Origin of the sequence: Spirulina subsalsa CS-330 (assembly GCF_028330765.1) — a bacterium.
GTDB classification, from domain to species: Bacteria; Cyanobacteriota; Cyanobacteriia; order Cyanobacteriales; family Spirulinaceae; genus Spirulina; species Spirulina subsalsa_A.
Window position 1 is genome coordinate 1 of record NZ_JAQMTY010000048.1, and the last position, 11,786, is coordinate 11,786.

The 11,786-nt window shown below is 51.0% G+C and carries 9 protein-coding genes and 2 pseudogenes; 6 read left to right on the forward strand and 5 right to left on the reverse strand.

Going from position 1 to position 11,786, the window contains the following annotated elements; genetic code table 11:
• Positions 1-147: 147 nt before the first annotated feature.
• Positions 148-1,146, forward strand: a pseudogene (locus tag PN477_RS03300) (PhoX family protein); the annotation flags it as partial.
• A gap of 459 nt (positions 1,147-1,605) precedes the next feature.
• Here the strand turns inward: PN477_RS03300 and PN477_RS03305 are convergent.
• A complete protein-coding gene (locus PN477_RS03305) occupies positions 1,606-2,706 on the reverse strand; it encodes a sodium-dependent bicarbonate transport family permease (protein WP_272120407.1) in 1,101 nt (366 codons plus the stop codon).
• A gap of 642 nt (positions 2,707-3,348) precedes the next feature.
• Here PN477_RS03305 and PN477_RS03310 point away from each other — a divergent pair.
• Positions 3,349-3,666 carry a P-II family nitrogen regulator gene (locus PN477_RS03310; RefSeq protein ID WP_272120409.1) on the forward strand — a complete coding sequence of 106 codons (318 nt, stop codon included), beginning with the start codon at positions 3,349-3,351 and terminating at the stop codon, positions 3,664-3,666.
• A 616-nt stretch (positions 3,667-4,282) separates the two neighbouring features.
• On the opposite strand, the gene petA is transcribed toward PN477_RS03310, so the two are convergent.
• Together petA and petC are read right to left on the reverse strand one after the other, a co-directional pair.
• Positions 4,283-5,245, reverse strand: a complete 963-nt coding sequence (gene petA, locus PN477_RS03315) for a cytochrome f (RefSeq protein ID WP_272120411.1) — start codon at positions 5,243-5,245, stop codon at positions 4,283-4,285.
• A gap of 63 nt (positions 5,246-5,308) precedes the next feature.
• On the reverse strand, positions 5,309-5,845 hold the full coding sequence (gene petC / locus PN477_RS03320) for a cytochrome b6-f complex iron-sulfur subunit (protein ID WP_272120413.1): 537 nt from the start codon (positions 5,843-5,845) through the stop codon (positions 5,309-5,311).
• A gap of 219 nt (positions 5,846-6,064) precedes the next feature.
• On the opposite strand from petC, the gene PN477_RS03325 reads away from it, so the two are divergent.
• The gene (locus PN477_RS03325; RefSeq protein ID WP_272120416.1) at positions 6,065-6,382 is read left to right on the forward strand and encodes a DUF3067 family protein; all 318 of its coding nucleotides are present in this window, start codon (positions 6,065-6,067) and stop codon (positions 6,380-6,382) included.
• Positions 6,383-6,511: 129 nt separating this feature from the next.
• Positions 6,512-7,276: a twin-arginine translocase subunit TatC gene (tatC, locus tag PN477_RS03330; protein ID WP_272146980.1), complete on the forward strand. Its 765-nt coding sequence runs from the start codon at positions 6,512-6,514 to the stop codon at positions 7,274-7,276.
• 248 nt (positions 7,277-7,524) lie between these two features.
• Here tatC (PN477_RS03330) and PN477_RS03335 read toward each other — a convergent pair whose 3' ends face one another.
• Positions 7,525-8,694 carry a DNA cytosine methyltransferase gene (locus tag PN477_RS03335; RefSeq protein WP_272120420.1) on the reverse strand — a complete coding sequence of 390 codons (1,170 nt, stop codon included), beginning with the start codon at positions 8,692-8,694 and terminating at the stop codon, positions 7,525-7,527.
• Between the two features lie 9 nt (positions 8,695-8,703).
• Positions 8,704-9,357: a type II restriction-modification system restriction endonuclease gene (locus tag PN477_RS03340; RefSeq protein ID WP_272120422.1), complete on the reverse strand. Its 654-nt coding sequence runs from the start codon at positions 9,355-9,357 to the stop codon at positions 8,704-8,706.
• A gap of 306 nt (positions 9,358-9,663) precedes the next feature.
• Here PN477_RS03340 and tatC (PN477_RS03345) point away from each other — a divergent pair.
• A pseudogene (gene tatC / locus PN477_RS03345) lies at positions 9,664-10,107 on the forward strand (twin-arginine translocase subunit TatC); the annotation flags it as partial.
• A gap of 241 nt (positions 10,108-10,348) precedes the next feature.
• On the forward strand, positions 10,349-11,680 hold the full coding sequence (locus tag PN477_RS03350) for a serine/threonine-protein kinase (protein ID WP_272120423.1): 1,332 nt from the start codon (positions 10,349-10,351) through the stop codon (positions 11,678-11,680).
• The last annotated feature ends 106 nt before the right edge of the window (positions 11,681-11,786 follow it).

The following is an 11,786-nucleotide window of genomic DNA, read 5'->3' on the forward strand; positions in this document are numbered from 1 at the left end:
AGGATAAATCAATGGCGTTAGTCGTTGAGCCTAGCAACCCTCTGCAACTCTCGTTGTTTGAGTGGATAAATGGTCAGGTAACTGGCTGTTCAGAATCTCCCACTATAGCCCGTAGGGTTTAGTGGGGGAGTATGTCAAAAGTTTGTCTCGGCTCAAATGTGGAGCGATCGCGACCAAGAGGGCGGCCTCGAAGCAGGGGCGAAATACCTCGATCAGGGCACATTGTACGCAGCGAAGTTTAACGCTGATGGGTCTGGGGAATGGTTGCCCTTGACGCTGGATAATCCGGCGATCGCGAACTACAGCGAGTACAAGTTTGCCGACCCAGCCGATGTGCTGATCAACTCCCGGATCGCTGCCGATGCTGTCGGAGCCACGAAGATGGATCGCCCCGAATGGGGAGGGGTTCACCCGGTTAATGGTGAAGTCTACTTCACCCTCACCAACAGCGTTTCTAGCAGCAGCGGACGGGGCACAAAAACCCCCCTCGATGCCGCCAATCCCCGCTTTTACCGCGACGAGAAGGGCGACACCACCAACGCGGGCAATGTCAACGGTCACATTATCCGTTGGCGAGAAGCTGGCAACAACCACGCCGCCACCGCGTTTACCTGGGATGTGTATTTGTTTGGGGCGCAGGCCGATGCGGGCGATGATGTGAATCTGTCCGGCTTGAGTGCGGAGAATGATTTCTCTAGCCCCGATGGGCTGTGGTTTAGTGACGCTGCCCCCGGTTTGCTCTGGATTCAAACCGATGACAGCGCCTACACGGATCAATCCAACTGCATGATGTTGGCGGCGATTCCCGGCCAAGTGGGCGACGGCGGCTCGAAAGCGATCGCCAACAAAGCCGTTCCGGCCAACGGGGGCGCGGATCAAACCGTCACCACCTACGCCGGACAGGCCGCAACCCCCACCACCTTACGCCGCTTTTTAGTGGGGCCCAAGGATTGCGAAATCACCGGCATCACCGAAACTCCGGACGGCACAGCGATTTTCGTCAACATTCAACACCCCGGCGAAAACAGTACCTCTGCCACCAATCCGGCGGAATTTACCAGCCACTGGCCCGACGGCGGTTCGGCTCGGCCACGCTCGGCCACTCTTGTGATTACCCGCAATGACGGCGGCCGGATCGCACTGTAAGAACACAACAGTCCGATCGCGCTAAAACGCCAGGGCATACAATATACTCCCTGGCGTTTTTGTTGGGTATTGTGGGAGCGATCGCACCTCGGCCCTCTCAAAAATACTGCCCTGATGAAGCTCGCTGCTTGATGGTAGGAGTGAGCCAGAGGCTCACACGACCGTGACTGTAATCCTCTGTAGTGCGAGCTTCTAGCTCGCTGCCCTGATGACTAACTCGCTGCCCTAATGACTAGCTCGCTGCCCTAATGACTAGCTCGCTGCCCTGATGACTAGCTCGCTGCCCTGATGAGGGGGATTCAAAGCTACAGGGGCGCTCAGGGAGGGCATACCATCAAAAAGCCGGGGGGATACCCCAGCTTTTGAGTGGCTATTGTTCATGTCCATTCAATCGAGGATGACATCCACTAACTGCCGGGCCACCCCGGAAGCACCGGCAGACGACCTGTGGTGGAAGGCTTAAGCCCCCATTAGTGTTTGAGCGAGTCCAAGGAAGAGAGGAATCCCAATCGCCAGAGCAACGGGTGTACCGACGGCAGTGGAAGAACCAATATAGGCAGAAGGATTAGCTTTGGGAATACCGGCTCGCAGCGTGGGTGGCCCAGAAATGTCAGAACTAGACGCAGCAATGACGGCTAGGAGGACAACACCACCAGAGCTGAATCCTGTGGTGAGATGGGCAATATAACCGAGACCGAAGCCAATCAGCCCATGGAGTAGCGGGGCAATGACAGCATAAACAGCGTACCATTGAGCCACTTTGCGCAGTTCACCAATCCGTGCCCAGGCTTCCATCCCCATAATCAGCATCAGGACGGACAGCAAACCCCGGAAGTTGGGATTAAAGAAACTCTCATACACACTATCCGGTTTGGTTAAGATGCCCAAGGCAAGACCGAGAAGCAAAGCCGAGAGGGCAGATCCTTGCAGGCTTTCTTTGACAATGGGCCAAATTTCAACCCGCTTACCTGCTTTACCCTGCTGTTCATTCAGATATTCCTGTCTAGTGGTGGGATATTCTGGATTGCCAGCATATCCACCAGCAGCAACGGGCTTCTTACCCATAGCTTCTTCCTTGGCCTTTTGCTGGCTGGTATAAATACTAGCCAAGACGATCGCAGTCACCAGGGCTGGGATATCCATAAAGGGGTAGAGTGCGCCAGCCCAAGCCTCGAACTGGATGTTTTCTGATTCGAGCATTGTGATCCCAGCAGCAAGGGTCGAACCACTGACCGCACCAAACAAGCCCCCAGTGGCGATCGCATCTACAGTTTTGACACCGGGCAGAAGCGGTAATGTATAGCGTGCCAGGAACACCACACCGATCCCGATGAATACTGCGAACGCTGCGGGTAAGAGCATCTCCCCGATGTTGGTGGTCTCGCGGATGGCAATACCACCGCTCAAGCCCACTTTGAGGAGCAGCATAAAGACGATGAATTTGTAAATAGCATCGGGTATGGTCAGTCGGCTATTGACGGCGGCAATCACCATCCCACCAATCAAAAAGCCCAGGGTGGGGGACTGTAGCTGAGCCAAAAAATCAGATAAGAAATTCACGAATGCCTCCTTCTGCCTCCTCTGCCGAGGAGCGATTATTGTGATCAAGTGAGCGTTATCCACAGGAGTGAAGCGATTCACCCCTACGGCACAGGTGTGACAGGACAACCGATTACCCGAATGTTCAGAGCGTGTTGCTCCCTGAACGGGACTAGGCAGTATTGATATTCCGTAGCACCTTCCATAGATTTTGATCTATTGGGATCTAAATTTCTATGTACTTAAGTCTATGTGCCTAAGTTTATCTTAAAATCTGCACAAAGTTGAGATCCCGCGCCGTCAATTTGCTAAGTAATGTCAAATTAAAGTGATAAGTTTTTCTTTTGATTGCTCTACCATTGGGCATCACACCAATCTGAGTACCGACTAAAAATCAGCGATCGCCCCAAGCCGAGCTTGATTTGTCGGTTGGGTGGCGTAAAACAAAACCCAATTGACGGTCAAGGATGCTCACTTTGAACTGGTCACATCAATAAAATAATTTTTGCTTATGGAAAGATTTCAATAATCTGAGTCCATCTTGACCCATGAAACAGAGTGATTTGCCAAACTTTGGCATAATCTTAAGAATATGGTTCAAGGCAAAACCATAGAGTATTGCCTTGAATTCCGGAAGAAAACAGGTTAAGAGGTAAACAAAATATGGCCCAGCAAGCGACCAAGCTCGTTATTGTCACGGAAAAGTTACTGCTGAAAAAGATCGCCAAAATCATCGACGAAGCCGGTGCGCCCGGCTATACGGTGGTGGATGCGGGTGGGAAAGGCAGTCGCAACGTGCGTTCGTCGGGACAACCCACCGTGTCTGATACCCAGGCGAATGTCAAGTTTGAGATCCTCACCCCCACGCGAGAAATGGCGGTGAAGATTTCTGATGAGGTTGCGGCGAAGTTTTTCGAGGACTATTCGGGGATTTCCTATCTCTGCGATGTGATGGAGGTACTACACGCGCACAAGTTCTAACGCAACATTTATAGCACTAGTCAGAGCGGTTAGGACGTTCAGAGACTCGGAAACAAGGGGCTTAAGCCCCTTGCCTGTCCTAATGCACTTGTTGATTGCTATATAAAGCACTCTGATCGGGGTGTTGCGCCGATCAAGCCCACGAGCTTGGCGGGGGATAGTGTCGATTCCCCTGTACTAGTCAGTTTAATGCATGAGTTGAACGCGCACTGTGGACAATACGACAGTGCGCTTTTTGTCCGATGTTTTTGGGGGGCTGGTTCAGAGCTAATCGGATCTCAAAGTCCCTCTTCCCAACCTGGGAGAGGGATTGAGGGTGAGGGCTATCAACGAAAGCGCACCGTAGTGAATCACCACGGTGCGCTTTCGTTGAAGCCAAGCGTTTGTTCAGACTTCAGGGGTCGGTGCTGGTTGACTGACAAAATTAGCCAGATCCCGGAAAGCCCTCACCCTAGCCCTCTCCCTAGGGGAGAGGGAACTGGAAAAATGGATCGGCTCCCCTCTTCCTAGGGGAGAGGGAACTGGAAAAATGGATCGGCTCCCCTCGCCCTCTGGGAGAGGGGTTGGGGGTGAGGGTTATCAACTTTTATCAGTCAACCAGGGGATCGGTGTCTGCTTAGAAATTCATTTCAGCGGCTTGGACTCGTTCGATTTGTTTCTTCTTCAGGACGAGGAAGAGTTGCGAGAGAGCGATCGCAGCAAAGAAGACGAGCAACCATTGAATGCGCGTCGGGTCTTGGAGCACGATTTCCGCTTCCTCTTGACCGAAGCCGCCCACGTTCGGGTCGCTGGTCAAGGCTTGACCAGATTCAACGGTGTCGCCGGTGGCCACAATCAATTCAGGGCCCGCCGGAACAGCAACATCAACGCTGCCATCAGCCGTATCGATCGTCACGGTCGAACCACCATCCTCGGCCGATGCGATCGCGCTCACCGTACCCGCTGCACTGGCTTTGAACACATTGTTATTGCTCAAATTACCCGCCGGATACACCTGGCCACGGCCACGATTGGCCCCGACATACATGGCGAATTTACCAAAGTGAACGTCCTTATTCGTCGCCGGATCAGGGGACAACACAGGGAACACAATCTCTTGGTATTGTTCACCCGGCAGCGGGCCCACAATCACCACATTTTCTTGATCATCGCGGTAGGGTTGGAAATAGACCCCGCCCACTTCTTCTTTCAATTCTTCAGAGATGCGATCGGCCGGGGCAATCTTAAAGCCTTCGGGAAGCATCACCACCGCCCCCACATTCAAACCCCCTTTGGAGCCATCTCCCAACACCTGTTGAGCGTCCAAATCATAGGGGATTTTGACCACGGCCTTAAACACCGTGTCCGGGGAAACTGCCAGGGGCATTTCCACTTCAGCGGGTTTCGCAGCGAGGTGACAGTTGGCACAAACGATCCGTCCGGTGGCCTCGCGGGGGGTTTCTGGAGCGGTTTCTTGGGCCCAGAATGGATAGGCTGCCGCCGGTTGGGCAGCGAAGCCAAACAGGACAACAGTGGTAAGGGCGACTATTACGAGGGTCTTCGCAGCCCGGCGAATGACAGTACTAAGCAAGTGTTTCATCGGTAACGTTACAAAAAGTCCTACAGCAGAAGGTCATCATCCAGAAATCAATCGCGGTGTTCCCTAGGCCCACCAAGGCTTTTCACCCGTGCGGAAATCGGTTTCCGTCCAAGGGGTGAGAATGACTTTGTCGTCACTCACTTCAGCATGGGCTAACGCTAACGAGAGGGGGGCAGGGCCACGCACCACTTTGCCTTCGTCGTTGTATTGAGACCCATGACAGGGACAGATGAACTTGTTCGCGCTCCCATTCCAGGGAACGACGCAGCCGAGGTGGGTGCAGATGGCGTTTAAGCCGTAGGACTGAATTTCGGATTCTTCGTTGACGATTAGGTAAGTGGGATCGCCTTTGAGTCCTTGACTGAGGGCGCGATCGCCGGGCTTACGGCTGGCGACAAACTCACTAGCGACCACATTGTTACCGAGGGCATCTTTGGCGGTTACGCCACTGCCTGCGCCACCGCTAGAGGGTGGGATAAAATATTTAACGACCGGATATAAGGCCCCTAAGGCTGTGCCGGTAATAGTGCCAAACGTCAGGAGGTTCATGAACTGACGGCGGCCCATGCTGGGGGCATCAGAAGCTGAAATTTGTGTCATAACTCAACGGATCAAGTTTATACTTTTGTTAAGTGTTAGGGGTCTGATGGGTACAATCAGACTGGCTTCGTTGACATCGACAACGCGAGCAGCGTGCAGGTATGGATTAATCAATCATTGCAGCGTAGCAACAACGCTCGATCAGCCATGGAAGTCCTAAGACTCTCGTTAAATTATTACAGAAAAGTTGCATTTACTGGCGATTGATCGCTTCTCAACATGACTGGACACGATCTGCACCAATGGTTACTGGATAAATGGGGGCGTTCTTACGCGCTGCAAGTTCGTCAAACGAAGGGCAAAATGTATGTGCAAGTGATGTGGAAATACAAAGAGCAGGCCTCTTTCCCGATGGATGAGGCGGAATATTCCGCCCATTTGGATGCCGTGGCGAATTATCTCAATGCCTGGGATGCGATCGCCCAAGTCAAAGCCTATCTCGATGCCACCCGCGAACGACCCCGCCTCGGTAAAGCCGTGAGCATCCCCCTGGACTTGGGCGATCGCGCCTCGGAATGGCTCCTCGATGGGATCTAAGCTCCGAATCATTTAGATTCTGCCCAGGCTTCGATACAATACATGGGACTCTTACCCCCACGCCCCGAAGCCCAGGATTATCTCCGCGTTTTTCCCGTTCCTGTTGCACGTCCTACCCCTGTTGCACCCATGGCTACCGCCGACACCAAACCCAAACTTCCCCCCGATCCTGACCTCACCGTCAACGAAATCCCCGACGACGTTGAAATGTCGATCTTTGAACACCTCGAAGAACTACGCCAACGCCTCTTTGTCTCGCTGATTGCCGTCGCGATCGCCTGTGGTGGCAGCTTCGCCGCCGTTCGCCCCCTCGTTGAATGGCTCGAACAACCCGCCCAGGATGTGAAATTCCTGCAACTTGCCCCCGGTGAATTTTTCTTCGTCTCCTTCAAGGTCGCAGGCTACAGCGGGCTGATTATCTCTAGCCCCTTCATCATTTACCAAGCGATTAAATTTGTCCTCCCCGGTCTCACCCGGCGCGAGCGGCGCTTGCTTGGCCCCGCTGTCCTGGGTTCCGGTGTCCTTTTCTTCGCGGGTCTTGCCTTCTCCTATTGGGTGCTCACCCCCGCCGCCTTGAGTTTCTTCATCAGCTACGGTGCGGATGTGGTGGAGCAAGCCTGGTCAATTGAGAGTTATTTTGAATTTGTGCTCGTGTTGATGTTCTGCACCGGGTTAGTGTTCCAAGTGCCGGTGTTGCAGCTTATCTTGGGCCAGCTTGGGATTGTCTCCTCTGGGCAAATGCTCCAAAGTTGGCGCTACGTGATCCTCGTCGCCGTCATCCTAGGAGCCATCCTCACCCCCTCAACCGATCCTGTAACTCAATCCTTGCTTGCGGGCGCGGTGCTCGGTCTCTACTTTGGCGGTATCGGTGTTGTGCGGCTGATGGGTAAATAAACGCTCGAACAGGTCTTCGCCATCGATGACGAGACCTTGGGCGATTTGTTGACGGAGTTCTTGGATGGGTTCACAATTCATTATCGCGAATCGGGGTTAGCGATGTTGCTCCGTAAGGCTACCGCCACCGCAGTACCAGCGGGGCTGGTCGGCTTCGGTGAATTGTTCACCCTTGCGGAGTGTTTCGAGGAGGTTATACATTCCGGTGATGGTGATGTCGGGGTGAATTATTCCGATTATGCAGTCACTCAGTCCAAAAAAAGTTCAAGCTGCTTGCCAGCAACGGGTTGATTCAAAATCACGGGAGAAAAATGCTCCTGAACTAGCCGATTCATGACCCATTTAACTAAAGGTGGCGGCACTGCATTACCGAATAACCTGTATTGGTGATACGGTGGAATTTCTTGACAATGACCATCAGGAAATCCCTGCAATCGGGCGTATTCTACATTGGTCAGTCGTCTATAGTGATTTCCAATTTTATATCTTTCATAGTGACGACTTGTTGTGCTTGTTAGCGTTGGTGCAACACCATTGATTCCGAAAATGGAATAACCCATACGAGCACCACCTTTCTGATTATATAGAATCTCAACACCATTAAAATAACGAAACACCCTTTCACTGTTCTCAATTCTTTTTAAGGTATCTTCTGTAAAGAAAAACGTAAGGTTAGGGCTTTCTTCAAGAATATGGTGCAACCGAATCTCAGGATGAATGCAACACGGTGGATGTTTGACCTCTTGATCAATAACAAAGTTTTTCCAGGCTAATCCCCAAGACTTGAATTTATTTTGGTGTTCTATAATTGTTTGAATACTATCAGACTTGAATTTAACTGGATAGTTTGGATTTCGTTTCAATTCTTGATCATTCTGATAAAGATATGAGCGAAGATCACCATTCCTATATCCCACAAGAATGACCCTTTCTCTGTATTGTGGCAGTCCAAACCAGATGGTGTTCAAAACACGCCACTCAACTAAATATCCAGCTTGAGTTAATGAATCAAGAATAGTTTTGAAATGACGACCTGAATCCATTGACAGTAAACGTTTGACATTCTCCAAAACAAAAAATTTCGGCTTTTTCTCATATAAAATTCTGACTATTTCCGAAAATAATGTTCCCCGTGGATCACCTATGCCCATTTTCTTCCCGGCACTTGAAAAGGGCTGACAAGGAAATCCAGCAGTTAAAATATCATGATTTGGGATACTGTTTAAAACATTGCGAATGTCACCTTGATAAAAATTTTCTCTTCCAAAGTTTTTCGTATACACAACGGCAGCCCTTTCTTCTATATCATTCGCCCAAACTGTTCTAATATTTAATGCATCGGCAGCAACCCGAAAACCGCCAATGCCACAAAAAAGCTCCACTGTTTTTAACACGGTTTCTGATGCCTTCTTTTTCATTTTGTGATTTTAATGCAAGGAATCAAGACCAATCTCTGTTCCAGCAAGCTCTATGGCTCGACTATATTGTAATCGCCATTGCAATGCGTTGGAAATCGTTAGAAAGCCTTGACAAGGATGATTTTCACAAATTTCTTCCGCAAGATTATAGGCTCCAACTTCATCTACTGGCAAGTTCTTCTCAATCAGGCAAGCCATAACATCATCTAGGTTGCCATTATTCTCTAAAATCGATCGCAAGGAAGATGTCAGTTGATAATCAGCCGTTTGGTCTTTGTGTATGAAAATGGCTTTCTGTATGTTAAGTATGCTAGTTTGAGTTTTCTGATCATCTGATTTCTCATACACAAAAATCAAAAGATGATATCCGAGTCCATAAACCTTCTGTCTAGCAGAGCGAAATGGACAAGATGACTGTGGTTGACGAATGCTCGTCACTTTAATATCAACTTCTAGATCCGGCATGTCGATGCCATTTGCAGAGTTTCCAGTCTGAAACTGGTAGCCGCTGGATCTTAAATAATTTTGAAATTTATGCTCGACATACGTTCCGATCGATTTTCCATTATCCATTCCATACAAGCTAGGTTCATGATGTTGGCTCTCTTGTATTGCAAACTTTCTGGCTTCTTGTTTTAAGTTTTGTAATGTAATGATTGTCATGTTGTGTGACGAAGCGATTGATCTAGAGCAGAACAATACATTTTAGAATAGTCTTTAGATTGATTGTGGTATCCGCGTCGCGATTTTTTCCGGGTTCCGCGCCTGGGGATCGGTGAGAATATCCACAAATAACGCGAACATGTCCGGTTGCCGTCACGCCGCCCAGAAAGTCTGACCCCAAACGTTCCAGTTTTGCTCCTCGTGTCATGGCTCTGCCGTGACACGCGCCTTGAGCGGCTCCGCCGCCTGGGGAGGAGGCAGAGCCTCCAATTAGCATTACTTGGCAGAGCCAAGTAACGAGATTTTAAATTTGTCCTCCCTGGTCTCACCCGGCGCGAGCGGCGGCTGCTTGGCCCCGCTGTTCTGGGTTCCGGTGTCCTTTTCTTTGCGGGTCTTGCCTTCTCCTATTGGGTGCTCACCCCCGCCGCCTTGAGTTTCTTCATCAGCTACGGTGCAGATGTGGTGGAGCAAGCCTGGTCAATTGAGAGTTATTTTGAATTTGTGCTCGTGTTGATGTTCTGCACCGGGTTAGTGTTCCAAGTGCCGGTGTTGCAGCTTATCTTGGGCCAGCTTGGGATTGTCTCCTCTGGCCAAATGCTCAAAAGTTGGCGCTACGTGATCCTCGTCGCCGTCATCCGAGGAGCCATCCTCACCCCCTCGACCGATCCTGTAACTCAATCCCTCCTCGCAGGCGCGGTACTCGGTCTCTACTTTGGCGGTATCGGTGTTGTGCGGCTGATGGGTAAATAAACGCTCGAACAGGTCTTCGCCATCGGTGACGCGACCTTGGGCGATTTGTTGACGGAGTTCTTGGATGGGTTCACAATTCACTGCCGCCTATAGAAACCGGGTTTCAGGGAGGTTGTAGCGAGGAAGGGAGGGGATGGGGGCAACCCGTGTCTGGGTTGTGCTGGTTTGATCTTGCGACTATGTAATGATGCTCCAGGAGTCGCACTACAATTAAAGTTGTTTTCCGTCACGCAAATCAGTTATGGCTTGGCAGTCGGGTCAATCTCTCTATGGCGATCGCTACACGATCCGCAAAAAACTAGGGCAAGGGGGTTTCGGTATCACCTATCTTGCTGAGGATGGGCAAGGGCAGCAGGTGGTGATCAAGACCCTCACGGATGAGATCATGAACAGTCTGGATGATACGGGCGATCATGATAAATTTTTACGGGATTTTGAGAAGGAAGCCCTCAGTCTGGCACTCTGTCGCCATCCCCACATTGTCCAGATCGACAATTTTTTCACGCATCAGGGGTTCCCCTGTATTGTGATGGAATATGTTGAGGGGTTAGATTTGGGGAAACGGTTGAGGCAGCAGGGCGCGTTGCCGGAAACGGAGGCGGTGCGGTATATGCAGCAGGTGGGCGATGGGTTGCGGGTGATTCACCAGAAGGGGCGGTTACATCGAGACATTAAGCCCCAAAACATAATGGTGCGGGCGAATACCCAAGAAGCGGTTTTGATTGATTTTGGTATTGCGCGGGAGTTTTTGCCCGATGTCACTCAGACTCAAACGGCCATCTTAACGCCTGGTTTTGCGCCGATTGAGCAATATAATGAGCAGGCACGACGGGGTGAGTTTACGGATGTGTATGCGTTGGCGGCAACGTTGAGCACGTTGATCACGGGGGCGAATCCGCCGCCTTCATTTACGCGGGTGGTGAAAGACTGCTTTCAGGTTCCCCAGAATTGTAGTGCGGCGGTGCGGGCGGCGATTGAGCAGGGAATGGCGATTCCACCGGAGGATCGCCCCAAGACAGTAACAGCGTGGCTGAAATTGTTGCCGTCTCCCAAGGTACAGCCTCAGCAATCTCCACCACAGCCCCAACCCTCCCCGCTTCAGGTTCCGGCACGGTATCAACGCTTAGCGGAATTACTCAAGGCGGGGGATTGGCGGGGAGCGGATGAAGAAACATACAAACAAACGCTGGCGGTGGCCAACTGTATTGAGGAAGGCTGCTTAGATATTGAGTCTATTGAGAAGTTCCCCTGTGAGGATTTACGCGCCATTGATCAGCTTTGGGTGCATTACAGCAAGGGGCGTTTTGGGTTCAGTGTCCAGAAGCGGATTTATCAGGCGTTAGGCGGAACCAGGGAGTATGATCCAAAGGTCTGGGCAGCGTTCGGGGACGCGGTGGGTTGGAGAAAAGGAGAATCCTGGTTTGCTGAAGACCTTACTTTTAACACCAAAGCAGACAAGGGACACCTCCCAGTTAAAGTAGTAGGGGCTTTGGGGTTTTGGTCTGGAGGAGGGTATGGGGAGTGGGAAGGTATCTCTTCTCTCGCGTCGAGACTTGTAGGTTGTAATATATAAGAGTTACAGACTTTTTTTCAAGAATCATTAACTCGTTAATTCCCACGAAGTTATGCAGGGTCTGGCTTTTCGATGCCTGGTGCTCGAAAAATGAGTTCTTGGCTCA